This window comes from Cellulomonas sp. 73-92, from assembly GCF_001898175.1.
GTDB lineage: Bacteria > Actinomycetota > Actinomycetes > Actinomycetales > Cellulomonadaceae > Cellulomonas.
Map to the genome: position 1 here is coordinate 125,569 of NZ_MKTH01000024.1, position 26,528 is coordinate 152,096.

The window sequence follows — 26,528 nt, forward strand, 5'->3', positions numbered from 1 at the left end:
GCGCCCCGGCCGTCCGCCCGGGTCAGGGGCGCACGCCTGCCTCAGCGGCGGGGCGAGAGCAGCCGCGCGTGCCAGACGCCCGCCGACACGTCCGTCAGGGAGGCCACCTGGTCGACGACCACACGCAGCCGCGCGGCGTCGTCGGGCGCGGCCGCCCAGTCCGCCGCGAACGGCGGCTCCAGCGCCAGCGGGGCACGCTCGCCGAGCACGCGCACCAGGTCGGTGAGCATCTCGCGCTGCCGGGCGTAGAGAGGCTCGAGCTCCCGCGGGGCCATGACGTAGGCCACCGCGAGCCCCTTGAGCACCAGGATCTCCGCGACCGTCGTCGCCGGCACGACGAGGTTCGCGGCGTACCGCGTCAGCGGTCCGGGACCGTAGGCCTCCCGCGTGGCGCGCTGCGCGGCCTTGGCGAACCGGCCGATGAGCTGGCTGGTCGCGTCCTTGAGCACCGCGAGCGCGGCGCGCGAGCCGTCGAAGCCGGGCTGCCACAGCTCGGCGCGCACCAGGCGGTCCATCGCCGCGTGCAGGCCGTCGGCGTCGATCTCGTCGCCGTACCAGGCCTGCACCGCCTCGACCACGCGGGCCCGCTCGTCGTCCTCCTGGAGCACCGCCAGGTCGAAGCGGCCGCCGACCACGGCGTCCTCGACGTCGTGCACGGAGTACGAGATGTCGTCGGCCAGGTCCATCACCTGCGCCTCGAGGCACTTGCGCCCGTCCGGCGCACCGTCGCGCAGCCACGTGAAGATCTCGAGGTCGTCCTCGTAGACGCCGAACTTGTGCGTGGGCCGCCCGCTGGCCGCGCTGAGGGGGCCCGCGCCGAACCGCCAGGGGTACTTCACCGACGCGTCGAGGCTGGCGCGCGTGAGGTTGAGCCCGACCGGCCGGCCGTCCGACGAGAACACCTTCGGCTCCAGGCGCGTCAGCAGCCGCAGGGTCTGGGCGTTGCCCTCGAAACCGCCGATGCCCTTGGCCGCCGCGGCGAGCGCCCGCTCCCCGTTGTGGCCGAAGGGCGGATGGCCCAGGTCGTGCGCGAGGCACGCGGTGTCGACGACGTCGGGGTCGCAGCCCAGGGCCTTGCCGAGCTCCCGACCGATCTGCGCGACCTCGAGCGTGTGCGTCAGGCGGGTGCGGACGAAGTCGTCGGACGCCGGGCCGAGCACCTGGGTCTTCGCCCCGAGGCGGCGCAGGGCCGACGAGTGGACGATGCGCGCGCGGTCGCGCTCGAACTGCGTGCGGCTGCGGTTCTTGTGGCCCTCGCGCACCCAGCGCTCGCGGTCGGCGTCGCCGTAGGCCGACGCGTCGCCCGCCCGGGGAGACTTGTCGGCACGCGCCACGCCGCCAGCCTATCGAGCGGCCGGGTCGTCCCAGCCCAGTCGCCGGCGCACCGCCGCGACCCCCGCCGCCGGCCACTCCGGCTCGGCCGCGAACCACCGCTCGGCGAGGTCGAGCAGGCGCCGCGCGCACGGCTCGACGTCCTCGCGGCAGGCCGCCGCCAGCGCCGCGGCGTGCGCGGGGTAGGCGCGCTCGACGCGGCGCGTCGGGTCCAGGGGGTCCAGCACCGCCTCGTCGGCCGGCGGGCGCAGGAGCCGGAGGGCGACGAGCACCTCACCGACGGCCAGCTCGCGCACGAACCGTCCCGCCGAGACGAGCTCGCCCCGGCGGGCGCGGCCCACGCCGACGAGCAGCCGGCCGCACAGCATCGCGAGCGCGCGCCGCGCCGGCTCGCGGCCGGGCCCGGGGGGCGCCACGGTGATCGCCGCGACCGCCTCGGCGACCCCGCCGCGGTCGAGGACCACCCGGGCCTGGGTCGCCCGGAACACCGTCAGATCGGCCGGCGAGGCGACGGCGAGCTCGACGTAGGAACCGTCGGCGAAGACGACCGCGCGGCCGTGCTCCGTCTCGCGCGCGACGACGGCGATGTCCTCGTGGCCCGGCAGCCACGACAGGTTCTCGCGGTAGCGCTCCTGGGCCCCCTCGTCGACGACGAGCCACAGGTCGACGTCGCTCCACTCGTCGGCCCGCGCGGTGTCGGCGGCGGAGCCGAGCAGCACCACGCCCGCCACGTCCGGCTGCTGCGCCACCCCCGCCACCAGGGCGTCCACGTCCACGATCCTCACGGTTGAGCTCCCCTCTCTCGTCGTCCGATCCCGCCGCGCGACGGTCCGGGCGGGTTCCCTGCGGCCGTCACCGAGGCCGCCGGCACGGCCCGTTCAGACGAGCCGGTACACGTGGGCACCTGGCCCGGCCGCCGGCAGCTCGAGGACGCCACCGTCGGCTCGGGCCGGCTCGCCCTCGAGCGTCTCGGCCCCACGCGCCCCGAGCCCGCCGAGCGACAGCCGCACCGGGGTGTGCGGGCCGCGCGCGGCGTGGACCAGCAGCCGCTCCTCGGGGTGCTCGCGCAGGTAGGTCATTGACTCGTCGCCGGCGTCGGCCCAGCGCAGGCCGCCGCGTCGCAGCGCGACGTGCGTGCGGCGCAGCGCGATCCAGCGCCGGTAGACCTCGACCGTGGGCCCGTCCCACTCCGCGGCCCGTGACCAGGGGAACGGCGTGCGGGAGTGCTCGCCGTCCACGCCGGTGAGCCCGAGCTCGTCCCCCGCGAACACCGCCGGGACGCCCGGCATCGTCATCTGCAGCGCCAGGCCCACGAGGTGGCGGGCACGCCCGCGGCCCTGGTGGTCGACCCACCCCGACGCGCCACCACCGACGACGGTGCGGAAGCGCGGGGTGTCGTGCGAGTCGAGGTGCAGCGTGGACGCCGACCACGCGGCCCACGGTGCCCCGGCGTGCACCTCGCGCATCGTGGCGACGACGGCGCCGCCCGGCAGCGACGGGATCGGGATCGGCTGCCCCGCGAACGGCGTGCCCTGCGCCACGCGCGGCTCGTCGGGTCCGCCGCGCAGCCAGGACCACACCGGCCGTGAGAAGCCGGCGTAGTCCATGGTCCCGTGCCACCCGTCGCCGAGGAGGTCGAACGCGGCGTCGTGGCCGTGCTCGGCGAGCAACCAGGCGTCCGGATGGCCGGCGGCCATCGTGCGGCGCACCGTGCGGGCGACCTCGTGCGTCAGGTCGTCGGCCCCGAGGCGCCCCGTCATGTTGGCGACGTCGATGCGCCACGAGTCCAGCCCGAAGTCCAGCCAGCGGGCGACGGCCGAGCCCGGCCCCTCGTACAGCGCGGTCCGCATCGCCGCGGAGCGGTGGTCCAGCTTGGGCAGCGACGGCACCCCGAGCCAACTCGCGTACTCGTCGGGATGCCGTCCGAACCGGTAGTACCCCGACTCCGGCGCCGCCGCGTCGGCGACGGCCGCCTGGAACCACTCGTGGGCGGCGCCGGTGTGGTTGAGGGTCAGGTCGCCCAGCACGCGCAGGCCGCGCGCGTGGGCGGCCCCCAGCAGCCGGCCGAACGCCTCGTCGCCACCGAGCACCGGGTCGATCCGGTCGAACGTCACGGCGTCGTACCGGTGGTTCGAGCGCCCCTCGAAGATCGGCGTGAGGTAGAGCACGGTGGCACCCAGCCCGGTGAGGTGGTCGAGGTGCTCGGCGACGCCGTCGAGGTCGCCGCCGAACCACTGGTGCGCCGTGTCGCGCCCCTGGTGCACCACCGGGTCGTCCCACGCCGCCGGCACGGCCCAGTCCGGCACGGCGCGATCGTGGCCGGAGCGGGCGAACCGGTCCGGGAACACCTGGTAGACGACCTGGTCGGCGACCCAGTCGGGCGGCGGGTCGAACACCGAGATCCGGAAGTCGCCGGCGTCGGACACGTCACGCCGGGCGACGCCGCGCGCGGTGAGCCAGCGGTAGTCGCGGTCCGGGTCGACGAGGAACCGGTAGGACGTCACGGGGTTGTCCACCGCCAGGTCGGCGACGAACCACGCCCCGGCCTCGTCGGACCCGTCGACCCGGGCGGCCCGGAAGGTCGGCTCGCCGTCGCGGACGGACCGCAGCACGACGCTCGCGTCGCGCCCGGCGCGGCCGGGCACCGACGGCACCCGGACACGCACCGGCACCGTGTCTCCGAGCCGGTGGGCACCCGGCGCGCTGTAGGCGACCGAGCCGTCGTGGTGCGGCTCGTCGAGGAACGACGTCATGCGGCCTCCTTGGCGGGCAGCAGGAACCGACGCACGGCGCGGGCCGTGCGGCGTGGCGGACGGGTCGGCGGCGTCAGCGCAGGACGGCGACCGAGCCCGGTGGAAGGGTCAGCGCCCGCCCGGACAGCGACGGGGCCTGGGCGCCGTCCGTGAGCAGGTGGTCCCGGACCTTCACCGAGGCGGGCAGGCCCATCGCGTCCAGCTGCTCCACGTGCGGCGCGGAGTCGAGGTTCTCCAGGACGTAGACGGTGGTGCCCTGGTAGGCGTCGGAGAACGCCAGGACCGACCGGTCGCCCGCCGTGATCGAGGTGTACGTGCCGCGGGCCAGCGCCGGCGTCCGGTTCCGGAGCGCGAGGACCGCCCGGTAGAAGCTCAGCACCGAGCCCGGGTCCTTGAGCTGCTGGTCCACCGGCACCACGGCGCTCTCGTCGTACGTGCCGCCGGGCGGTGGCTTCGTGGTGCCCGTGAGGTCGGTCGTCGACCAGACCATCGGCATCCGCTTGTTCGGGTCGGTGCCCGACCCGACCATGCCGATCTCCTCGCCGTAGTAGATGAACGGGTTGCCGGGCATGAGCAGGTACGTCGCCGCGGACAGCTTCTCCAGCTGCGGCGAGCGCATGAGGTAGCCCGACGGCCGCGGGTTGTCGTGGTTGGAGATGAAGGGCGCGTCGATCGCGGCCGGGTTCGCGGCGTGGATCGTCTCGTTCCAGGCCTGGGTGGCCTGCGACAGCCCCGTGCCGTCCCTGGCCGTCAGGGCGGCGTTGAGCTTGCCGCTCACCGTGGCGAACGGGTAGTTGAAGAAGCTGTCGACGCCGCTGGCGTAGAGGGACGTCAGGCTCGTCGCGTCGGTCCACGCCTCGCCGACCAGGTAGGCCTGCGGGTTGACCGCCCGGCACGTGCTCTCGAGCCACCTCATGAAGGCGACGCCGGCCGCCGCGTCGTGCGGGTAGTACGACGTCGTGGCGTCGAGCCGGAACCCGTCGACGCCCTTGCCCAGCCAGAACCCGACGATGCCGGCGATCTCGCTCCGGACGCCGGGGTCGTCCAGGTTGAGGTCCGGCATGCTCGGCGAGAACACCGCCGAGTAGTAGATCCCGGTCGAGCCGTACTGGACGTAGCCGGCCTTCGGCGTCGTCGAGAAGTCGTAGTAGTGGACGTACTTGTTCGTCGTGCCCGCCTGCAGCGCCTGGATCGCCTGCGTGAACCACGGGTGCTTCGACGAGGTGTGCTGGATCACGAGGTCCATGAGCACGCGGACGTCCTTGGCATGGGCCTTCGCCACGAGGGCGTCGAAGTCCTGCATCGTCCCGAACTCGGGGTCGATCGCCTCGAAGTCGCTCACGTCGTACTTGTGGTACGAGGGCGACGTGTTGATCGGCGTCAGCCATATCCCGTTGGCGCCCAGGTCGTCGTGGATGTACGAGAGCTTGCCGGTGACACCGGCGAGGTCGCCGACGCCGTCGCCGTCGGAGTCGGCGAAGCTCCCGACGAAGACCTCGTAGTACGTCCGGTAGCGGTCGGAGACGGTGGCGGCCGGGGACGGCCCGCACGCCGCCAGCGGCGCGACCCCCAGCAGCGTGACCAGGGACAGCGCGACGGCTGCCCGCCACCGGCGCCTCATGCCACCCGCCCGAGCAGCCCCGCGGCCAGCAGCACCACCGGGTACAGCACGTAGAACAGGTACCGCGGGTGTGCCCTCCCCGGCGCCTCGTTCCGGAAGTGCAGCACCGCCATCCCGGCGGCCGGGAGGACGAGCGCGACGGCTCCCAGGACGCCGCCCACCGTCATCATCGTGTTCTCCCGGGAGTGCAGGAAGTAGAAGACCAGGCAGAAGAGCAGGAGCACGACGCCCGCGGGCATGACCCCGAGGCGCAGGCCGACGTTGAAGATCACGAGCCACAGCACCCCGGCGACGCAGACGAGGATCGACAGCCCGACGCGCCGCACGGAGCCCCGCCGGAGCAGGTCAAGGGCCCACAGCACGACGAGCGAGACCAGCAGCGCGAACACGGGGTTCTGCGACCGCAGGTCCCACAACCGGCCGCTCGTCGCCAGGTCGTAGGGCACCTCGGCGACCACGGCGAGCGCCGCGAGCCGGCCGGCGTACCGGGCCACGTTCGTGGTGTGGACGAAGCCCCAGTGCAGCAGCCACGCGTACAGCGGGATCGCCGCCCACGACACGGCCTCGACCAGGACGACCACCGTGAGCCGGGACACGTCCGCCGCCGTGAGGTCGGCCGGCAGGCCCCGGAGGCCCACCGCGGTCCCGACGGCGGACACCGCCACCAGGACGAGCCCGACGACCTTCAGCTGCAGGTTGGACAGGCCCTTGGTTCTCACCCCTTGACCGAACCGGTCATGGACGACTGGTAGAACCGCTGCATCACGATGAAGAGGACCGCGATCGGGATCGAGACGAGCACGGCGCCGGCCGCGAAGCGGGCGAACCACTGCGCGATGTACTCCTTCTGCAGCATCTGCCACAGCCCGAGCGACACCGTGTACTTGTCCTGGGTCCGGGCGATCGCCCGCGCCATGACGAAGTCCAGCCACGGCGTCAGGAACCCGACGATCGCCTGGTAGACCATCATCGGCTTGGTGATCGGCAGGATGATCCGGCCGAACACGTTCCACCGGGTGCAGCCGTCGAGCATCGCAGCCTCGTCCATGGAGATCGGGATCGTGTCCATGAACCCCTTCATCACGTAGAAGCCGGCGCCCGAGCCGGCCGAGTACACGATGATCAGGGCGACGGTGGTGGCCGTCGAGCTCTCCGTGAGCCCCAGCGCCTTGAGGATGAAATAGATCACGAGCACGGCCATGATCCCCGGGAACATCCCCAGGATCAGCGCCGTGTTCATGAACGCGCGGCGCATCCGGAACCGCAGCCGGCTCATGACGAAGCCCACGGACAGCACGAAGAACAGGTTGATGACGCACACGGCCGACGCGATCACGAGCGTGCGGCCGAACATCACCGGGAAGTTCATGACGGAGCGGTCCGTCATCAGCTTCACGTAGTTGCCGAACGTGTACTGGGTCGGGAAGAACGTCGTCGTGTACGGCGCGGTGTTCTTGTTGAAGCTCTCGAGGAGCACCCAGACGATCGGGACGAGCCAGATCACCGCCATGAGCCCGAGGAAGACGTGGGACACCACGTCCCCGACGAGCTGCCGACGCCGCATGCCGGCGCTGCGCGCCGGGCCGGAGGGGCGGATCGCGCTCGTGCTGGTCGCACCGCTGCGCAGGACGGTGCTCGAACGGGCTGTCACCGGAAGCCCTCCTCGTTCTTGTACGACCCGGTGTTGCGGTACGTGATCAGCGCCACGACCCCCAGCACCACGAAGGTCAGGATGGCGATGACGGCGCCGACGTTGTAGTTGCCCTTGTCGACCGTCAGCTTGTACAGCCAGGTGATGAGCAGGTCGGTCTGTCCGGCCGACTCACCCACTCTCTGCGGCGCCCCGTTCGACAGCAGGTAGATGACGTTGAAGTTGTTGATGTTCGCGGTGAACGTCACGATGAGGTACGGCGTCAGCACGAAGAAGATGTACGGCATCGTGATGCGCGCGTACATCTGCCACCAGTTCGCGCCGTCGATCCTCGCGGCCTCGTAGAGCTCGCCGGGCACGTTCTGCAGGACGCCCGTGATCTGCATGATCGTGAACGGGATGCCGACCCAGAGGTTGACGACGATCACGGTCGCGCGCGCCCACCACGCATTGGTGAAGAACGGCAGCGAGGAGTCGATCAGGCCCCAGCTCTTCAGCATCTGGTTGACGATGCCCTGGTCCTGCAGCATCTGGCTGATGACCAGGAGGGAGACGAACTGCGGCACGGCGATCGACATCGAGAAGAAGGCGCGCCACATGTTCTTCAGCCGCGTGCCGCGCCGCAGGATGACCATGGCCATGAACTGGCCCAGGAAGAAGTTGAGGAACGTCGCGAAGATCGCCCACACGACCGTCCACGCGAGCACCCGCGTGAACAGCCCGAGGCCCACCCCGATCGACGTGGACCCGGTGCGCGAGAAGACGAGGCCGAAGTTGTGCAGGCCCACCCAGTTGAACGCCACCGGGTGGTTGATGTCGAAGCTGGTGAACGCCATCGAGATCATGAAGGCCAGCGGCAGGATCGTGAAGACGACGATCCCCAGCGTCGGCAGCGACAGCAGCGTGCCGTGGAGGCGGCTATCGAACAGCTCGCGCACGTCCTGGCCGATCGACGGCGCCCGGCCCTTCGTCTGCGTGAGCACCTGCGCCGTGTAGGCGCTGCGCACGGCGGCCGCCCACACGAGCAGGAAGGCCGCGATGATGAAGATCCACGCGACGCCGTAGAGCAGCACCCCCACCGAGTTCGTGGGGTTCACGTTGATGAAGTTGCCGTTGGCGTCCCACTTCTGCCCGCCCTCGGTCACCGGCCCGAGGACGCGGAGCGCCGCGAGCGACGGGATGCCGCGGGCGACGAGAAGGGCGATGAAGGCGATCTCGGCCGCCAGGAAGATCGCGCCCTTGGCGTACTGCCGGCGCGCGATGTTGCCCAGGCCCATGGCCAACGCCGACATCCTGGTCAGCGCGTCGCCCCGCGCGAGGGCGTGGCCGAGGGTGAGCCCGGAGCCGTCGACCGAGCCGAGCGACAGCTGTTCGGTCCTGAGTGCGGCGCGCCTGTCCCCGCGTTCCGCCACGGCCGTCTGTGTCATGCCATCCCACCTCATCGTGCGAGAGCGAGGGCCAGGTTCCGGGGCCACGATCGGTGTGACCGTGGCCCCGGAACCTGGTCGGTGCTGCAGGGACTACGAGTTCAGCGCCGTGTTCCACGCCGCGGTCTTGTCCGCGGCGTTGGCGGCGGTGATGTCACCGGACAGCAGCGCCTTCCCGAAGGAGGCGGTCGGGTCCCAGAAGTTGCCCATCTTCGCCACGGTCGGCTGCAGCGTCGACGCGTTGGCCACGGTGTTCATCTGGGCGACCGCGACCGGGTCGGCCGTGATGCTCGCCGACGAGGCCAGGGACTTGTCCGAGGGGATGATCCCGCGCATGTCGTAGTGGGCCTGCTGCGCGGCCGTGGACCCGAGGAAGGCGGCGAACTTGGCCGCGGCCTGCGGGTTCTTGGCGTTCGGGTTGAAGGCGACGGCCTTGGAGCCGGCGAACGCCTTCATCTGGACCGGCGAGCCGTTGAGCGTGTAGCTCGGCGGCTGCGCGGCACCCTCGTTGGCGCCGAGCGCCTTCTTGACGTTGGCGGCGTCCCACGAGCCGGAGAAGTAGGCGTCGATGGTGCCGTTCTGCAGGCCGGCGAGGCCGGCGCCGTTCGCGTCGTTCACGAAGTTCTTGTTCTTCACCAGACCGGTGAGGTACTTCGTCACGTCGGACGCCTGCGTGCCGGTGAACGCGATGCCCGCCGTCTCGTCGGTGCCCTTGGGGCCGAAGAGCGTGCCGCCGTTGCCGACGTAGAAGGAGGCGAGGTACCAGGAGTTGTCGATCGGGAAGGCGACCTTGCCCTTGCTGAGCATCGAGTCGAGGTTCTTCACGTCGTCCGCGGTGAACTTCGAGGAGTTGTAGTACAGGAACCACGTGTTGGCCGTGTACGGGACGCCGTAGATGTTCCCGTCGCTACCCGTGACCGACGTGACCATGACGTCGCTGTTCTGCTGCTTGACCTGGGCCACGGCGTCCGGCGGCAGCTGCCCGATGGCGTGCGCCTGCACCAGCGTGCCGAGCTGGTCGTTGGCGAACATGTAGACGTCGGCGGCGGCGCTCGGGTCCTGCTGGACGGTCTTGCCGGCGTCACCCTCGGAGACCACCGCGTTCTTCCACGTGATCTTGTACTCGGGGTGGGCGGCCTCGAACGCGGCCTCCTGCTTCGGCAGCCACGAGGTCGAGTCGACCTGGTCCTCCTGCGGGCCCCAGACCGTCAGGGTCACGGCGGTCGGCGCCGCGGCGGTGGTGGGGGCCGCAGCCGGGGTCGTGGCCCCGGTGCCGCCGCCGCTGCTGCTGCACGCGCCCATCGCGAGGGTCAGCGCGGCAGCGCCGACGAGCATGAATGCGGGACGAGCTTTCATCGTCGAATCTCTCCTTGTCTCGTGCTTGTCCGTGCTGTGCGGCCGTGCGCCGCGAGAGTCCGCCCACCGCCACGGGTCATCGGGGCGGCGCCTCGGCGCGGACTACTCGCGATCGCGGTCCGCCCGGATCGCACCGGTTCCGGTGGTGGGAAGCGCGTCGCGGAGGCCAGAGCCGGCGTTCCGGGACGGCGGCGCCGTGACCGGAGTCGGGATGCTCCATCGCATCGACATGCTCCCTGGTTCGGGATGGTTGCCACCGACCGACGAGATCCGCCGCCGTTGGCCTGATGCGCGAGACGGTAACCAGTTGTGCGCCGCTGCTGCAACTCGTTACGGTAACTTTCAGGACACGGTTGCTGGACACGCCGTCCAGCACCGCGATCGCATCGCACCATGGAACGATCCGAAGCGCACGTCGTCATGCGCGACGTGAGGAACCGCGTGACGCACCACCCGATCAGGGACGAGGAGGTCTCGTGACGACGTTGTCAGGCCGCACTCGGCTGACCGACCTCGCCGAGCAGGCCGGGGTCAGCACGGCGACCGTGTCGCGCGTGCTCAACGGCAAGCAAGGCGTGTCGCAGCAGGCACGTCAGGCGGTGCTCACCGCGCTCGACGTGCTCGGCTACGAGCGACCGGAGCGCCTCCGGGAGCGCCCGGCGGGCCTCGTCGGGCTCGTCGTGCCCGAGCTGAGCAACCCGGTGTTCCCCGCCTTCGCCCAGGTGATCGAGAGCGCCCTCTCGGACCGCGGCTACACGCCCCTGCTCTGCACCCAGTCCCCCGGGGGCACCACCGAGGACCAGTACGTCGAGATGCTGCTCGAGCACGGCGTCGCGGGGATCGTCTTCGTCTCCGGCCTGCACGCGGACACCTCGGCGAGCACCGAGCGCTACCACCGCCTGCGCAGCCGGAGCATCCCGTTCGTCATGGTCAACGGCTACGCGGCCGGCGTCGACGCGCCGTCGGTCTCCACCGACGACGCGCAGGCCATGGAGCAGGCCGTGCGCCACCTCATCTCCCTGGGGCACCGCTCCATCGGCCTGGCCATCGGCCCCACCCGGTTCGTCCCGGCGCAGCGCAAGCGCGACGCCTTCTGCGCCCTGCTCGAGCGGCAGCTCGGCGACGCGAGCCCCGAACGCCACGTCGTCTCGACCCTCTTCACGGTCGAGGGCGGCCAGGCCGCCGCCAACGAGCTGCTGGCGGGGGGCCACACGGCGATCGTCTGCGCGTCGGACCTCATGGCCCTCGGCGCCATCCGCGCCGCGCACGCCCGCGGGCTGCGCGTGCCGGAGGACGTCTCGGTCGTCGGCTTCGACGACTCCTTGCTCATCGCCTTCACCGAGCCGCCGCTGACCACGGTGCGGCAGCCCGTCACCGCGATGGGCCGAGCCGCCGTCGACGCCCTCGTGGCGGAGATCAACGGCACCCCGGTCTCGCGCGCCGAGATCCTGTTCCACCCCGAGCTCGTCGTGCGCAACTCCACCCAGGCGGCCCCGCTGGTGTCCACCGGCGCCGCCTGACCACTTCCGAAGAGGATCGATGTCCAGCACCCAGGTCAGCCCCGCCGCACCCACCGTCCACGCGGAGGGTTCACCGACCGAGCCCTGGTGGCGGCACGCCGTGATCTACCAGGTGTACCCGCGGTCGTTCGCCGACGCCTCGGGCGACGGCATGGGCGACCTGCCCGGCATCACGCAGCGACTGCCCCACCTCGCCGAGCTGGGCGTCGACGCGCTGTGGCTGTCGCCGTTCTACCGCTCGCCGCAGAACGACGCGGGGTACGACGTCGCGGACTACCGGGACGTCGACCCGCTCTTCGGCGACCTCGCCGACTTCGACGCCCTCGCGGCCCGCGCCCACGAGCTCGGCCTGCGTGTGATCGTCGACCTCGTCCCGAACCACACCTCGGACCAGCACCCGTGGTTCCGCGCCGCGCTCGCCGCGGCGCCCGGCTCGCGGGAACGTGCCCGCTACGTCTTCCGCGACGGGCGCGGCCCGGGCGGGTCGCTGCCGCCGAACAACTGGCACTCCACCTTCGGCGGCGTCGCGTGGGAGCGCACGACGAACCCGGACGGCACGACCGGTCAGTGGTACCTCCACCTCTTCGACTCGACCCAGCCCGACCTCGACTGGACGAATCCCGAGGTCAGGGCGGAGTTCGAGGCGATCCTGCGGTTCTGGCTCGACCGCGGCGCGGACGGGTTCCGGGTCGACGTGGCGCACGGCCTCGTCAAGCGCGCCGGCCTGCCCGACTGGGAGGAGCCGGCGGGCGACGGCGCCGAGCCGATCACGCACGCCGACGGCAAGCACCCCGCGTGGGACCAGAACGGCGTGCACGAGATCTACCGGTCGTGGCGGCACGTGCTCGACGAGTACCCGGGCGAGCGGGCGATGGTCGCGGAGGCCTGGGTGGAGCCTCTGTCGCGTCTCGCCGGCTACGTGCGGCCGGACGAGATGCACCAGGCCTTCAACTTCGCCTACCTGCTGGCCGGCTGGGACCCCGCGCGGCTGCGGAGCGTCATCGCGGCGTCCTACGTGGTCAACGACGCCGTCGGGGCGCCCACCACGTGGGTGCTGTCCAACCACGACGTGGTGCGGCACGCCACCCGCCTCGGCCTCGCCGACCCCACGAGCCGCCCCAACGGCATCGGCCTGCACGACGAGCAGCCGGACGCGGTGCTCGGCCTGCGCCGCGCGCGGGCCGCGTCGCTCCTCACGCTGGCCCTGCCCGGCTCCGCCTACCTCTACCAGGGTGAGGAGCTCGGGCTGCCGGAGCACACGTCTCTGGACGACGAGCTGCGCCAGGACCCGACCTACCGCCGGACGGAGGGCAAGGAGCTCGGCCGCGACGGCTGCCGCATCCCCTTGCCCTGGGCGGCCGACGAGCCCGCCATGGGCTTCTCCCCCACCGGAGCCACCTGGCTGCCGCAGCCACCCGAGTACGCGCCGCTCGCGCTCGACCGCCAGCGCGGCGTCGCGGGTTCGACGTACGAGCTGTACCGCGCGGCGCTCCGGCTGCGGCGTGAGCACGGGCTCGGCACCGGCGGCTTCGCCTGGGTGGCCGGCCCCGGCGACGCCTCCGCCACCGGCGGCGCCTACCCGCCGGAGGTCCTCGCCTTCTCGGTCCGCGACGTCGTCGTCGTCGCCAACCTCGGCACGACCCCCGTCCCGGCGCCCACCGGCCTGCGGGTGCTCCTCGCCTCGACGGACGTCCCGGACGAGTCGCAGGTCCCCGGCGAGTCGACGGTCTGGTTCACCAGGTAGCCGCGGCGCGCTCAGCCCTCCGAGGGTTCCGCAGACGCGCTGCAGGCGCTCTGCACTGCGCTCGCAGTCGACTGCACGGCCGTGGCGTCCCTGCGCGCGCAGTGGTGCGCCCGACGAAGACGCCGGCGCAGGCTCGACGGATCACCGCACGCACCCGCCGGCTCGGGCTCTCGGCCACCGCCGCCAAGGGCGGCCGCGGCTCAGGCGGTCAGCAGGCTCAACAGGTCCCCGGGCGGGCCCGCCGAGCCGCCGACACCAGGCGGTGCCAACGCGTCCGGGGGCCGGTGCTGGTCGGATCCCAGCGGCGCCCGGGGCTCGTCGCGCAGGCGCCCGTCGTCGATCGGGCGCCCGTCGGGGCGGCGATGCTGGTAGGTACCGTCGGCGGCGCGGGTGATGCGGACGCCACGGCGGTGGACCTCGTGGTGGTGGAACGAGCAGTAGGGAGCGCAGTTGGCGAGGCTCGTGCTCCCGCCATCGCGGTCCCACCAGGCCAGGTGGTGCAGCTCCGTGTACCGCAGCGGCATGCCGCAGCCCGGCCAGGCGCACGTTCTGATCCCGGCTGCCAGCAACGCCAGCCAGTGCTGCCGCTGGAACAGGCGCTCCCCACGGCCCAGGTCCAGCACCTGCCCGAACGCGTCGACCACCGCACGGGTCAGGGCACAGTCGCACAACGCCCGCGCGACCTCCGAGGCCGGCCAGGGCGCACCTGTCTCGTCCAGCACCGGGTCCACACCCGCCAGCGCCGGCATGGCGCCGCCCGCGGACCCTGCCCCTGCGGCTTCGTCGAAGGACTCCCGGGCGGCACGCAGCACGGCCCACGTCTCCTCGGAGATCGTGACGATCGCCTCGACGGGTGCGTGCGCACCCGGAGTCGTCGCCCTGTCGGCGAGGGCCCGGTCGACCGCCACCATGAGGGCGTCGGCCTGGCGCTGCTCCCGGCTGCGCTCGTCGTCGGCCGCCGGACGCGGACTGAACGCGTCGAGCATCTTCTGGAACCTGTACCCGGCGACCGAGTCGAGCCGGCCCTTGACCAAGGCACCGCCCGACGTGTGCGACACGTTGAGGAAACGGTTGGCCCGCTGCTCGTCGTGCTGGCGCTGCCGCGTCGCGGGATCCACCGATGCCGACATCGCCTTCAGCTGCCGGCCGAAGTCCGACCCGTCGAACCGGCGCGCCAGCTCGAGCACCTGCGCCTGCCCCTGGGGCGTCACCAGCTGCTCCGCCAGCTTCGGGGACGCGACGCTCGCCCGCGTGAGCTCGTCCAGGTGCCGCGGCGTCACCGGGCCGTCGACCAGGGCCTTGGCCACCGCGGGCATCGCCGCCAGCGTCTGGGCCTGCCCCACCACGGCGAACCCGGCCCCACGCCCTTGATGTGACTCGCGCCCCAGGAAACCAGCCAGGTCGCGGTCCCCTCGCAGCGCCCAGGTACCCGCACGCCGTTCCGCCGTGACGATCTTCGCCCGCATCGACACCGCGATCGCCGCGACGCGATCCAGCTCGCCCAGCAGAGCCCGGCGCGTCCCTGCGTCCCACTCGTCGGCATGGTCGGCGGCGGCCAGAGCCGCCCGCCCTGCTGAGACCCACACCGCCACCTCAGGCGGCACCCCGGTGCCCGACCCGCGCTGCGACCCGACGGCCGGTGCCGCCTCGATCGTCACGTCTGTCGAACGCATGTTCGAACGCTACCGGATGGTGACGAAACGGACAAGGTGGACAAACGTCTGACCAGCAGATTCACCCGATCGGGGCAATCCGCCGGTGCGGCGCTTAAGGTTCCCTCGGCACCCACTGATCGCTGCGCGACACCGTTCGTCGGGCGTCCGGTTCACCGTTGGGTGCCGTCCGGTCCCCCATCGGGCACCGCCGGGTCCACTTCGGGCGCCGCCGGGCTCACGGTCGGGCGCCGCCGGGCTCACTCTCGGGCGCCGCCGCGCTCACGGTCGGGCGCCGTGCGGTCCATCGTCCGGCGCCACCGCGATCCCCGGCGCGCACCCGCGAGCCAGCCTCAGCCGCCGGAGACGGACAGCTCGGCCTCCCGCAGCTGCGCCCGGAACTCGTCGGACAGGGCCCGGTCCTCGAGCCAGCCGTACGGCACGTGCGGAGTCTTCGGGGATCCCGCCCGCCCGCGCTGCCCCTCGGCGGCCGCGCCCGGGTAGGGCTGGTCCCACTCGAGCTCGCCCAGCAAGGCGTCGAGCTCGTCGAGCGAGGCCACCATCGCCAGCCGGGCACGCAGGTCGCCGCCGACGACGTACCCCTTGAGGTACCACGCCATGTGCTTGCGCATCTCGCGGCAGGCCTTGCCCTCGTCGTCGTAGTACTCGGTCATCAGCACGGCGTGCCGACGCACGACGGCGGCGACGAAGCCCAGCGTGGGGCGGACCCGCTCGGACGAGCCGGTGAAGGCCGCCGCCAGGTCCGCGAACAGCCAGGGCCGGCCCTGGCACCCGCGCCCGACGACGACCCCGTCGCAGCCGGTCTCGTCGATCATCGCGAGGGCGTCCTCGGCCGACCAGATGTCCCCGTTGCCGAGCACCGGCACGTCCGGGAGCGCCTCCTTGAGGCGCGCGATGGCCGGCCAGTCGGCCGTCCCCGAGTAGTAGTCGGCGGTCGTCCGCGCGTGCAGCGCGACCGCGGCGACGCCGAGGTCGCGGGCGATCCGCCCCGCGTCCAGGTAGGTGAGGTGGTCCTCGTCGATCCCCTTGCGGAGCTTGACGGTGACGGGCACGCCGTACGGCGAGGCCTCGCGCACCGCCGCCGCGACGATCGCGCGGTAGAGGTCGGTCTTCCACGGCAGCGCCGAGCCGCCGCCTCGCCGCGTCACCTTCGGCACCGGGCAGCCGAAGTTGAGGTCGACGTGGTCCGCACGGTCCTCGGTGACGAGCATCCGCACGGCCGCACCGACCGTCGCCGGGTCGACGCCGTACAGCTGCACGGACCGCGGCCGCTCGTCGGGCTCGAAGGAGGTGATGTGCAGCGCCTCGGGGTTGTGCTCGACGAGCGCTCGGGACGTCGTCATCTCGGCGACGTACAGGCCGGCGCCGGACTCGCGGCACAGCCGCCGGAACGGCGCGTTCGTCACGCCGGCCATGGGCGCCAGCACCACGGGGACGTCCACGGTGATGGGGCCGAGGCGCAGCGGCGGCAGCACGCGGTTCGAGACGCGGTTCGTCGTGCGGGTCTCGGTGGTCATCGGTCGATTCTCCCGCACGGCGCGCTGCGAGCCGGTCCGGACCGCGCGCGATCGCCGACGACGGCCAGGCCGGCCCGGTCCCGAGCGAGCCGTCCACCCGGCCCGCGCCGCGTCGGCAGCGACGCGGCGCCGTTGCGACGCGGGGGCGTCACGACGAGTCGGGCGTGCAGTCGGCAGCCGGCCCGCGGTACGACGGCGAGCGCAGCACGACGATCGACCCCGACCGGAACACCTCCGTGAAGCCCTGCCCTGTCGCGGCCGCGAGGGCCTGCGGCGTCGTGCGGGCGGGCGGTGTCCCGACGGACGGCGTCTGCGACAGGTCCAGCACGAAGAAGTCCTGCCGGTGCCGGGAGACCCCGGCCACCGTGACCCGGTTGGTGTGCGTGAGGTGGTCGGCGACGTAGTCGTCGGCCACGACGCAGGTGACCGGCGGGACGACGGCGATCGCCGCGGCCATGTCGCGCGCGCGGGCCGACGACGCGAACGCCTCACCGTCCACCAGCCGCCTCGCCGGGAACCCGGCGGGCGCCACCAAGGGACCGACCACCACCGACCCGACCAGGAGCACCGCCACCGCCGCGGGTCCCCACCGCGCCCACCGTGCGCGGCGCAGCGGTCGTCGTCCGAAGGCGTCCACCGCCGCCAGGACCAGCACCACCCAGACCGGCGCGTCGTAGTGGAAGCCCGTCTGCCAGGTGAGGGGCCGGTCGGACAGGAAGCGCCCCGCGAGCATCGGCAGCGCGAGGAGCGCGTACGGCGACCCCAACGGCAGGAACGCCAGGGGCGCCAGCAGCGCGAGGAGCGTCCCCACCTTCACCGACGGCGTCACCATCAGCACGAGCGTGTGCCACGGCTTCCGGAGGGCGCCCAGCACGATGCCGCCCGGGCCGGAACCCAGCTGGGAGTACTGCAGCTGCAGCCGCGCCGCGGATCCGGCGGGCGCCAGGTGCGGCATGAACACCGCGGTGACCAGCGCGAACACCGCCAGGCCGCCGACGACGAGCACCACGCCCCGCCACCGGCGCCCCGCTCGCGCGATCCTCAGGAGCCCGAGCACCGCCACGACCAGCCCCATGTCCTCCCGCACCAGCAGCAGGAGCCCGGCGACGACGACCAGGGCGCGGTCGCTGCGCCGGTCGAGCGCGTCCACGGCCCAGGCGAGCAGCGGCACCGCGAAGGCGACCTCGTGCACGTCGAAGTTCACCAGCGTCTGCACCGGCCACCCCAGCACGAACCCGGCCGTCAGCAGGTAGGACCACGGCGTCCCGACGCGCCGCGCCACGAAGCGCTGCACGGGGAACACGGCCGCCGCGACCACCACGCCCTGGCCGACGAGCAGCATGCGGACGTCGTCCCAGATCCAGTACAGCGGCGCCCACGCGGCGACGATCGGGTCGAAGTGGTCGCCGAGGACGTCGTACCCGTCGCCCTTGAGCGTCGCGACCGGCAGCCGCAGGTGGGCGTACGCGCGCACCGCCTGGTCGAAGATGCCCAGGTCGTAGCCGGCGGTCCGGTACTGCGCGTAGCAGGTGATCGCGAAGACGGAGTACACCGCCGCGGCGCCGACGAAGAGCGCCCACAGCACCCGGTCCGGCCGAACGTGCGGCAGCACGGCGTGCTCGCGTCGCTCCTGCTGCGCGACCCGCACCTCGGACATCGACCCATCGTCGCCGGGCCGGCCCGCGGGCGCCTCACGGGGGTGGTGACCTCAGCGGTCGGCGAGGCCCCGCAGCAGGGCGCGGTAGAAGACGACGCCACGGCCGAGGGCGTCGACGGTCACGTGCTCGTCGTTCCCGTGCAACCCCTCGCGCTGCTCGCGCGTCATCGCGAACGGGCTGAACCGGTACACATGCTGGGCGATGGACGTGAAGTGCCGGGCATCCGAGGCGGCCAGCATCACGTAGGGCGACACCAGCGCGTCGGGGTAGGCGGCGCCGACGGCGGAGCGCACGAGCGCGAACTGCGGCGCGTCCGTCGGCGAGACCGGCGACGGCTCGGTGCTCGCCACCACCCGCAGGTCGACTTCGTCGTCCGCGATCACCCGGCGCAGCCGCGCAAGGACCGATGCGACCGTCTCACCAGGGGCGATGCGGACGTTGAGGTTCGCCCGCGCCGAGGTGGCCACGACGTTCGCGCCCGGCGCGCCCTCGAGCATGGTCGCGACGACCGTGGTGCGCACCATGGCGTTCGTCTCGGGCGACACCCTGGTGAACACCCGGGCGAGCACCGGCGCCAGCGGGCCGGCGAACGCGAACAGCGAGCGCAGCACGGGCGACGAGTGCCGGCCGAGACCGTCGACCATCTCCAGGACCGGGCCCGTCATCGCGGGCGGGAACGGGTGCGCCTCGAGGCGCGTGATGGCTCGCGCGAGCCGCCACGTCGCGCCCCCGCGCTCGGGCGTGGAGGCGTGCCCGCCGGCGGCGGCCGTCGACATCTCGACGTCGAGGATGCCTTTCTCGGTGACACCGACCACCGCGATCGGCGCCTCGACCCCCGGGAACGCGCCGGTCACCACGGCGCCACCCTCGTCGAGCACCAGCCACGGCCGGACGCCGAGCTCCCGCAGCCGTGCCACGGCCGCATCCGCCGAGATGCCGGCGATCTCCTCGTCGTCCCCCAGCGACAGCCAGACGTCCTGCGCCGGGACGAACCCCTCGCCCAGCAGCGACTCGACGGCCTCGAGCAGCACGGCGAGCGAGCCCTTGTCGTCGAGCGTGCCCCGACCCCACACGGACCCGTCGCGGATCTCGCCGGAGAACGGGTCCCCCGAGGTCCACTCCGCCGGCACCACCGGCACGACGTCCTGGTGCGCCATGAGCACCACCGGGCGCTCGTCGGACGCGCCCCGCCAGCGGAGCAGCAGCCCGTGCCGCGCGACCCGCTCCACCTCGAGCTGCGCGTGGACCCGCGGGTAGAGCTCGCGCAGCGCGTCGCGGAAGGCGTCGAACGGCGAGGGCGCACCTTCCGTGAACCCGGGACCGCGGTCAACGGTCCGGGGTTCACGGGAGCTCGGAGAGGTGGCCGGGCCTGTCCCGGAGGTCAGCGGGCGCGGCTCGCGCGGCGTGCGGGCCGGCGCATCCGTCGCCTCGGAGATGGTGGGGATCCGCACCAGCGCGGCGAGGTGCTCGGCCGCCCGTGTGGCGAACGGCTCCGGCGCCTCGGCGTGGGCCACCGGGCCGGCGGGCGCCGGTGGGCGGAACGTGCGCACCCGGTGGTGCGCCGCCGCGGCCCCGACGACCGCGCCCGCAGCCACCACCACCGCGCGGCATCCCCAGGACCGACCGCTCATGCCCGCACCCCCGTCCGCTCGCCACCGGGCTCGTCGTCGCCGGCCACGTCGACCGCGCCCGCCAGGTGGTCGCCGGCCGCGCCGGGCTCGTCGGTCGGCGAGGCGGCGGCGTCCGACGACCGGTCCGCGAACGCCAGCCGCGGGATGACGACGAGGCACAGCGCGGCCACCACGGCGGTGAGGCCGCACACGGCCCAGACGGTCATGTACCCGGACAGCGACCCGGCCGTCCCCTCCGCACCGCCGAGCGTCGTGTGCACGCCCGCCGACAGTGCGAGCGCGAACGTCGCCGAGGCGAACGTGCCGCCGATGGTCTTCGTCGTGTTCGTCAGCCCGGTCGCCACCGCGGTGCGGCCGGTCGGCGCCGCTGCCGCCGCCGCGGACGGCAGGGCCGCCACGAGCGCGCCGGACCCCAGCCCGGCGATCGCCATGTTGGTGAGCAGCTGGCCCGTCGAGTGGTGGAACGGCAGGAACAGCAGGTACCCGACGGCGACGAAGGACGTCGCGATGATGAGCGACAGCCGCGGCGTCGTCGTGCGCGCGACGAGCGGGAAGGCGAGCGCCCCGAGCAGGCTGAAGATGACGTACCCGCCGACGAGGAGCGACACGACGAACTCGGAGGCACCGAGCCCGTAGCCGTAGACCGTCGGGTCGGTGCGGGCGAACGTCGACAACGGCCCCTGCGCGCCGAGCACGCTGACGCCGAACAGGAGCGCGGTGAGCTGCAGCGGCCACATCGTCGGGCGGGCGAGGACGCGCAGGTCGATGAGCGGGTCGCTCTGCCGCAGCTCCCACCGGCCGAACGGCACGAGCATGAGCACGCCGGCGGCCACGATCACCCACGGCCACCACACGCCCGCGCCGTCGAGCCGCATGAACGTCATCCCGCCGCTCATGAGCACCAGCGCCAACGAGATGAGCACGATGCCGCCGCTGTCGAGGGTGCCCGGGACGACGGGCCGCGCCGGCTCCGGCACGCGCCGCCAGATGATGACGACCACCGCCGTCACCGCGACCGCGGGCACGCACAGCAGCAGCTGCAGGCGACCCGGGGGAAGGCCGACCCCCGGCACGCCGAGAGCCGTGCTGAGCTGGCCGCTGAGCAGTGCCCCGACGATCGCGCCCGCCTGCAGCGCCGCCACGATGAAGCCGGTGGCCCGCCGGGTCGCCGACTCCGCGTCCGGCAGCCCGCGCCCCCGCGCGTGGATCAGCGCGACCTCCAGCGGCAGCCACGCGACGTAGAACGCCTGCAGCGCCCACGCGACGACGAAGGTCGCGAAGTTCGGCGCGAACGCCAGCCCCCACGACGCCACCGCGGTGATCCCCGCGGTCGCCAGCAGCATCCGGCGGTAGCCGTAGAGGTCGCCGGCCTTGGCCACGGTGGGCACGACGAGCGCCGACAGCAGGAGGCCCGCGGCCTCGAACCAGTTGACGTCGGCGTCGTTGATGGCCAGGTGGCGGGCGATGTCGGTGAGCAGCGGCGCGTAGTAGCCCTGGATGATCCCGCTGGTCAGCTCCACGCAGACGAGGAAGCCGACGAGGCCGCCGGCCCCGATCGCCATCCGGCCGGACCGCGCCTGCCCGGTGACCGCGACCATGCGTCCTCCGCTCGTCGTGCGCCCGCGTTGGTGCGACCGCCCGATCGTAGAACCCGGCACCGACGGAACCTCGGCGCCGCCTGCTGCGTGAATACGCTGTGAGCACCATGAGCGGCACCGACGGCGAGGTCGGCGTGGCCCCCGCCGAGTACGCCGACGTGCTCGCGAGCGGCGGGCCGCCCAGCCGCGACGCCGAGTTCACCGCGTTCATGGCCGATCATGCCGCTGACCTGCGGCGGACCGCGTGGCTCCTCGTCGGTGACCTCCACCGCGCCGAGGAGCTGACGCAGGAGGCCCTGGCGCGCACGTACGCCTCGTGGGGCCGCGCCCGGCAGACCGACCCGCTCGCCTACTCCCGCCGCGTGCTCGCCAACCTGCGGATCGACACGTGGCGCCGGCGTCGGCGCGAGGTGCTCACCGCCGAGGTGCCCGACGAGGCCCGCACCGGGTCCGAGGGCCGGGCCGACGACCGTGACCAGCTGGTCCGGGCGCTCGCCCTGCTCAACGCGCGGCAACGGCGGGTCGTCGTGCTCCGCCACCTCGTCGGCCTCTCCGAGGCGGAGGTCGCCGCCACGCTGGGGATGAGCGTCGGCACCGTGAAGTCCAGCTCGTCGCGCGCGCTCGCCACGCTGCGCGCCGCGCTCTCGTCGGACGGAGACCTGCGATGACCGCGAACGACGAGCCCACCGTCGCCGCGCTGCGGCGCCTGGCCGCCGACGCTCCCGGGGACCCGTGGGCGCCCGACGCCGCGGCCGTCCTGCACCGGGGGCGCGTGCTGCGCGCCCGCCGTGCCACCGGAGCGGCCACCACGGGGGCTCTCGTCCTCGCGCTGGCGATCGGCGTGCCCGCGGCGCTCGCCCGTCACGGCACGCCCGGCCCGGTCAACCCGGGGCAGCCGACGTCCACGGCCTCGCCCGTCACGCCCTCGGCCGCTCCGACCGATGCCGCGCCGAGCCCGACGACGCCACTCGGCCCCGTCTCGATCAACGCCTACGGCCAGAGCACGTACGCCGTGGGCGCCGGCCAGGCGGCGGTGCTCGACGTGCCGAACCTCTACGCCGTCAACGTGCCGCAGGCGTCGGGCGCCCAGGTCGTCGCGCACGGCATCGGCGGGTTGGACGTCACCGTCATGGCTGACGGCTCGCACGCCGCGACCGTCCTCCTGGATGCCAGCGCGAACCACGGCCAGTCGGCGACCGTCCCCCTGGACTGGCCGGCGACCGAGCACGCCTCCGACTACTCCATGTCGCACCACTACCCCATCCCGACCTTCATCTCGTCCGCCACCGACTCGTTCCAGTACGCCTACCTCGTCGGCACGGTCCCGTCATGGCTGCACGACCCGGTGGTGGAGCTGGTCTCCGACACCCCGTGGACGCTGCCGGACGGGACCAGCACCCACCTGGCGCAGGTGCCGACGTTCCGCGCCCCGACCCCCGACGGGCGACTGATGTACGTCATCACCGGGGCGGGCGCGATGGCGCTGAACTGGCTTGCGCCCGGCCATCACGTCGCCATCGCCTTCGCCAACTCGAACGAGCCCGAGCCCTTCGTCCCCGGCTGCGAGCAGGACATCGGCGCCTACGGCTGCACCCTCATCCCGATGCCGGCGCAGTACCTCACGGGCGTGCCGGCACCGTTCACGTCGGTGGCCGACGGGGCGGCGTCGCTTGCCGGTACGACCCCGCGTGGCACGACCTGGCCCGCTGTGGCCCCCGCGCCCGCCGAGATCGCCCCCGGCGTGCTCGCCGCGACTGCGGCCGGTGCGACGGACTCGTCCGGCGCCCTCCACTTCACGGGCTGGGCCGGCGCCGCGGTATCCGTGATCCGTGATGGTACGGACAGCGACTCGCTGATCGAGATCAACGCCACGACGGGGACGACGGGCACGCAGATCGTCCAGAAGGGCTTCCTCGACCCCGGCCGCGCCACCGTCGTGAGCTCGCAGTTCGACAACGCGCGCGACGGCGTCTTCGTCGGCGGCACCGTGCCTCCGGGCCTGGCCGGCGTGCACGTGTTCGTCACCACACCCGGCGGCTTCACGCAGGCGGGCGGCGGCACCACGCCGGTGCTCGAGGTGCCGACGTTCCTGGCGCCCCCCCGGCAGAACAACCCGGTCCCGGCAGACCGGCCGTGGTTCCTCGTCGACTTCACCGGCGACGCGAGCGCGTCCGTTGGGCAGCTGACGAACGGGATCGGGTTCACCGGCGACGTCATCTTCGCCGCGTCCGACGGCACGATCGTCGACGACCGCTGCACGCGGGCGCCGGCGGTGACCTGCCGGGCCGGCGAGCAGCCGGACGCCGCCTCTCAAGCGGTCTACGCCTCGATCCGGCAGCTGGTCGCCAAGGAGACCGGGCTCGGCAAATGATGCGTGCCCCTTGTCAACCTCGCAGGCCACTGCTGCGTTCTGGCTAGTGTGGCGGGGGTGCAGCAGGCGGCGCCGCGCGACGACGAGCGGCCGGCGGACCTCGTCGACGTCGTGCCCGTCGGCGGCGGGCGACCAGGCGACCTCGACGCCGAGTTCACCGCCTTCATGGCCGAGCACGCCGACACGCTGCTGCACACGGCGTGGCTGCTGGTCGGGAACATGGACCGCGCCGAGGAGCTCACGCAGCAGGCGCTCGTTCGCACGTACGGCGCGGGGCGCCGCGCCCGGACCGACCCGCTGCCGTACGCCAGCCCCGGAGATTCGGCGCCGGCCTCGGGGACCTCGTCGGTCAGCACCTCGCGGCGGTGACGTCGCCAGGTGTCGACGCGGAGGTTCACCAGCACGCGGCGGGGTACCGACAGGTCGCCGCGGGCCTCGTCGTCCCGTAGACGCGGCACCGGTGGGCTGGGAGCGCGGGCCGTGCGCGGTGCCGGCCTACCGCCGGTATGCGTCGCGGCGGTGCGCGAGCGCGACGACCTCGACCACCACGTTGCCGTCGTCGATCCGATAGATCACCCGGTACTCGCCGCGGCGGGCCGTCCAGCGGTCGTCCATCGGCGGCTTCAGCCGCTTGCCCACGCGGCGCGGGTTCTCAGCCAGTGGACCCTGCACGAACTCCCAGCACGCGACGGCGGCCTTCTCCGGGAGCCGCTCCTGCAGGTCCCGGCGGGCTCGCGCCGTCCACCTGATGCCGTACGTCACTCGGGCAGCCAGCCCTTGGCGCGAAGGTCGGCCTCGACCTCGTCGGAGGTGGAGAACTCGCCGCGCGCAAGTTCTTCCTCGCCCTCGCGGATCGCCGCCATGAGCTCCGGGTCCCCGAGCACGTCGAGCGTCTCGAGCAGCGAGTCGTAGTCATCGGCGGACAGCAGGACGGCGGCCCGACGACCGTTGCGCGTGATCTCCACCCGCTCGTGCGTGCGCACAACCTCGTCGATCAGCTGGGACAGCTGCGCTCGGGCCTCGGCCAGCGGGATCGTCGTCATGTACAGAATTCTAGGCAACGGCGCGGTCGTCGGGCCATGGGTCATGGCAGCAGCGTCGCGTCCGCGCGCACGACGAGAAGACGCGCGACGAGCCCAGGCGAGCCTCGGGTAACGGCCGGACGGGCTGTGGAGGGCTCGTCGTGCGCCTGGGTCTACGCCCCGATCAAGCGGGCAGCGAGGTAGCCGGCCACCTGGTCCAGCGCCACGCGCTGCTGCTCCATCGAGTCGCGGTGCCGGATCGTCACCGCCTGGTCCTCGAGCGTGTCGAAGTCGACCGTGATGCAGAACGGCGTGCCGACCTCGTCCTGCCGGCGATAGCGGCGGCCGATCGCACCGGCGTCGTCGAAGTCGACGTTCCAGCTCTTGCGGAGCTCGGCGGCCAGGTCACGCGCCTTCGGCGAGAGGGCCTCGTTGCGGCTCAGCGGGAGCACCGCGGCCTTGACCGGCGCCAGGCGCGGGTCGAGGCGCAGCACCGTGCGGACGTCGACGCCGCCCTTGGTGTTCGGGGCCTCGTCCTCGGCGTACGCCTCGACGAGGAACGCCATGAGGGACCGCGTCAGGCCGGCGGCCGGCTCGATGACGTACGGGACGTAGCGCTCGCCCTTGGTCTGGTCGAAGTACGACAGGTCGACGCCCGAGTGCTTCGTGTGGGTCGACAGGTCGAAGTCGGTCCGGTTCGCGATGCCCTCGAGCTCGCCCCACTCGCTGCCGACGAAGCCGAAGCGGTACTCGATGTCGACGGTCCGCTTCGAGTAGTGCGACAGCTTCTCCTTGGGGTGCTCGTAGAGCCGCAGGTTGTCCCGCGAGATGCCGAGGTCCGTGTACCAGCTGGTCCGGGTGTCGATCCAGTACTGGTGCCACTGTTCGTCAGTCCCGGGCTCGACGAAGAACTCCATCTCCATCTGCTCGAACTCTCGCGTCCGGAAGATGAAGTTGCCCGGCGTGATCTCGTTGCGGAAGCTCTTGCCGATCTGGCCGATGCCGAACGGCGGCTTCTTGCGCGCGGCGGTCAGCACGTTCTGGAAGTTGACGAAGATGCCCTGCGCCGTCTCCGGCCGCAGGTAGTGGAGGCCGGTCTCGTCCTCGACCGGGCCGAGGTACGTCTTGAGCATCATGTTGAAGTCGCGCGGCTCGGTCCACTGGCCGCGGGTGCCGCAGTTGGGGCACGGGACGCTCGCCAGGCCGCCCTCGGGCGCGTGGCCCTTGCGCTCGGTGAACTCGTCGATGAGCTGGTCCTCGCGGAACCGCTTGTGGCAGCTCAGGCACTCGGTGAGCGGGTCGTTGAAGACGCCCACGTGGCCGGAGGCGACCCACACCATGCGCGGCAGGATGACGCTCGAGTCGAGGCCGACGATGTCGTCGCGGCTGGTGACCATGAACTTCCACCACTGCCGCTTGATGTTCTCCTTGAGCTCCACGCCCAGCGGCCCGTAGTCCCACGCGGACCTGGTCCCGCCGTAGATCTCCCCGCTGGGGAAGACGAACCCGCGCCGCTTGGCGAGGGAGACGACGTTGTCGAGGCGGGACGTGTCGGCCACTGGTGCTCCTGGGTCGGGTGGTGCCACGGCTGGGTGCCGCAGCCAACGGCCCAGGCTACCGGGCGGACGACGAGGCGACCGCGCCGGCCCGGTGG

At 72.9% G+C, this 26,528-nt stretch carries 21 protein-coding genes; 5 read left to right on the plus strand and 16 right to left on the minus strand.

Translation table 11 applies throughout. The features are described from left to right. Positions 1-41 precede the first annotated feature (41 nt). The 8 genes from BGO37_RS16085 to BGO37_RS16120 form a co-directional block, all read right to left on the minus strand. The gene (locus BGO37_RS16085) at positions 42-1,334 is read right to left on the minus strand and encodes a deoxyguanosinetriphosphate triphosphohydrolase (protein ID WP_291756551.1); all 1,293 of its coding nucleotides are present in this window, start codon (positions 1,332-1,334) and stop codon (positions 42-44) included. Positions 1,335-1,343: 9 nt separating this feature from the next. Continuing rightward, the gene (locus BGO37_RS16090) at positions 1,344-2,117 is read right to left on the minus strand and encodes a hypothetical protein (RefSeq protein WP_291756552.1); all 774 of its coding nucleotides are present in this window, start codon (positions 2,115-2,117) and stop codon (positions 1,344-1,346) included. Between the two features lie 93 nt (positions 2,118-2,210). Beyond that, on the minus strand, positions 2,211-4,085 hold the full coding sequence (locus tag BGO37_RS16095; RefSeq protein ID WP_291756553.1) for a glycoside hydrolase family 13 protein: 1,875 nt from the start codon (positions 4,083-4,085) through the stop codon (positions 2,211-2,213). A gap of 73 nt (positions 4,086-4,158) precedes the next feature. Next, entirely contained in the window at positions 4,159-5,706 is a 1,548-nt protein-coding gene (locus tag BGO37_RS16100; protein WP_291756554.1) for an alpha-amylase family glycosyl hydrolase, read from the minus strand. Continuing rightward, complete coding sequence (locus BGO37_RS16105; RefSeq protein WP_291756555.1) at positions 5,703-6,425, minus strand: TraX family protein; 723 nt, start codon at positions 6,423-6,425, stop codon at positions 5,703-5,705. Before BGO37_RS16105 ends, BGO37_RS16100 begins: the two co-directional genes overlap by 4 nt. After that, entirely contained in the window at positions 6,422-7,357 is a 936-nt protein-coding gene (locus BGO37_RS16110) for a sugar ABC transporter permease (RefSeq protein ID WP_291756557.1), read from the minus strand. Before BGO37_RS16110 ends, BGO37_RS16105 begins: the two co-directional genes overlap by 4 nt. Continuing rightward, positions 7,354-8,784, minus strand: a complete 1,431-nt coding sequence (locus BGO37_RS16115) for a carbohydrate ABC transporter permease (protein ID WP_291756559.1) — start codon at positions 8,782-8,784, stop codon at positions 7,354-7,356. The genes BGO37_RS16110 and BGO37_RS16115 overlap by 4 nt, the downstream gene beginning before the upstream one ends. 93 nt (positions 8,785-8,877) lie before the next feature. Further along, positions 8,878-10,140 carry an extracellular solute-binding protein gene (locus tag BGO37_RS16120; RefSeq protein WP_291756561.1) on the minus strand — a complete coding sequence of 421 codons (1,263 nt, stop codon included), beginning with the start codon at positions 10,138-10,140 and terminating at the stop codon, positions 8,878-8,880. A 476-nt stretch (positions 10,141-10,616) separates the two neighbouring features. Here BGO37_RS16120 and BGO37_RS16125 point away from each other — a divergent pair, with 476 nt between their 5' ends. Beyond that, on the plus strand, positions 10,617-11,660 hold the full coding sequence (locus BGO37_RS16125) for a LacI family DNA-binding transcriptional regulator (RefSeq protein WP_291756563.1): 1,044 nt from the start codon (positions 10,617-10,619) through the stop codon (positions 11,658-11,660). Positions 11,661-11,679: 19 nt separating this feature from the next. Next, positions 11,680-13,404, plus strand: a complete 1,725-nt coding sequence (locus tag BGO37_RS16130; protein ID WP_291756565.1) for a glycoside hydrolase family 13 protein — start codon at positions 11,680-11,682, stop codon at positions 13,402-13,404. A 200-nt stretch (positions 13,405-13,604) separates the two neighbouring features. Here the strand turns inward: BGO37_RS16130 and BGO37_RS16135 are convergent, their stop codons facing one another. The 5 genes from BGO37_RS16135 to BGO37_RS16155 all read right to left on the minus strand — a co-directional run bounded on the left by BGO37_RS16135 (position 13,605) and on the right by BGO37_RS16155 (position 21,481). Then, positions 13,605-15,077, minus strand: coding sequence for an HNH endonuclease signature motif containing protein (locus BGO37_RS16135; RefSeq protein WP_291756567.1), 1,473 nt, complete (start codon positions 15,075-15,077; stop codon positions 13,605-13,607). A 332-nt stretch (positions 15,078-15,409) separates the two neighbouring features. Continuing rightward, positions 15,410-16,594 carry a tRNA dihydrouridine synthase DusB gene (gene dusB, locus BGO37_RS16140; RefSeq protein ID WP_291756568.1) on the minus strand — a complete coding sequence of 395 codons (1,185 nt, stop codon included), beginning with the start codon at positions 16,592-16,594 and terminating at the stop codon, positions 15,410-15,412. 148 nt (positions 16,595-16,742) lie between these two features. Beyond that, positions 16,743-18,251 carry a DUF2079 domain-containing protein gene (locus BGO37_RS16145; RefSeq protein ID WP_291756570.1) on the minus strand — a complete coding sequence of 503 codons (1,509 nt, stop codon included), beginning with the start codon at positions 18,249-18,251 and terminating at the stop codon, positions 16,743-16,745. Positions 18,252-18,302: 51 nt separating this feature from the next. Further along, the gene (locus tag BGO37_RS16150) at positions 18,303-19,883 is read right to left on the minus strand and encodes a M20/M25/M40 family metallo-hydrolase (protein WP_291756572.1); all 1,581 of its coding nucleotides are present in this window, start codon (positions 19,881-19,883) and stop codon (positions 18,303-18,305) included. Beyond that, positions 19,880-21,481 carry an MFS transporter gene (locus BGO37_RS16155; protein WP_291756574.1) on the minus strand — a complete coding sequence of 534 codons (1,602 nt, stop codon included), beginning with the start codon at positions 21,479-21,481 and terminating at the stop codon, positions 19,880-19,882. The genes BGO37_RS16150 and BGO37_RS16155 overlap by 4 nt, the downstream gene beginning before the upstream one ends. Before the next feature lie 107 nt (positions 21,482-21,588). On the opposite strand from BGO37_RS16155, the gene BGO37_RS16160 reads away from it, so the two are divergent. The 3 genes from BGO37_RS16160 to BGO37_RS16170 are packed head-to-tail and all read left to right on the plus strand — an operon-like array spanning position 21,589 to position 24,221. Next, positions 21,589-22,149 carry a SigE family RNA polymerase sigma factor gene (locus tag BGO37_RS16160; protein ID WP_291756576.1) on the plus strand — a complete coding sequence of 187 codons (561 nt, stop codon included), beginning with the start codon at positions 21,589-21,591 and terminating at the stop codon, positions 22,147-22,149. After that, complete coding sequence (locus tag BGO37_RS16165; protein ID WP_291756578.1) at positions 22,146-23,852, plus strand: hypothetical protein; 1,707 nt, start codon at positions 22,146-22,148, stop codon at positions 23,850-23,852. Before BGO37_RS16160 ends, BGO37_RS16165 begins: the two co-directional genes overlap by 4 nt. 57 nt (positions 23,853-23,909) lie before the next feature. Further along, a complete protein-coding gene (locus tag BGO37_RS16170; RefSeq protein ID WP_291756580.1) occupies positions 23,910-24,221 on the plus strand; it encodes a hypothetical protein in 312 nt (103 codons plus the stop codon). A 126-nt stretch (positions 24,222-24,347) separates the two neighbouring features. On the opposite strand, the gene BGO37_RS16175 is transcribed toward BGO37_RS16170, so the two are convergent. From BGO37_RS16175 to BGO37_RS16185, 3 genes are all read right to left on the minus strand, one after another. Then, positions 24,348-24,614, minus strand: a complete 267-nt coding sequence (locus tag BGO37_RS16175; RefSeq protein WP_291756582.1) for a type II toxin-antitoxin system RelE/ParE family toxin — start codon at positions 24,612-24,614, stop codon at positions 24,348-24,350. Then, positions 24,611-24,940, minus strand: coding sequence for a type II toxin-antitoxin system Phd/YefM family antitoxin (locus BGO37_RS16180; RefSeq protein ID WP_291756584.1), 330 nt, complete (start codon positions 24,938-24,940; stop codon positions 24,611-24,613). Before BGO37_RS16180 ends, BGO37_RS16175 begins: the two co-directional genes overlap by 4 nt. A 107-nt stretch (positions 24,941-25,047) precedes the next feature. After that, positions 25,048-26,433: a glycine--tRNA ligase gene (locus BGO37_RS16185; protein WP_291756586.1), complete on the minus strand. Its 1,386-nt coding sequence runs from the start codon at positions 26,431-26,433 to the stop codon at positions 25,048-25,050. Between the last annotated feature and the right edge of the window lie 95 nt (positions 26,434-26,528).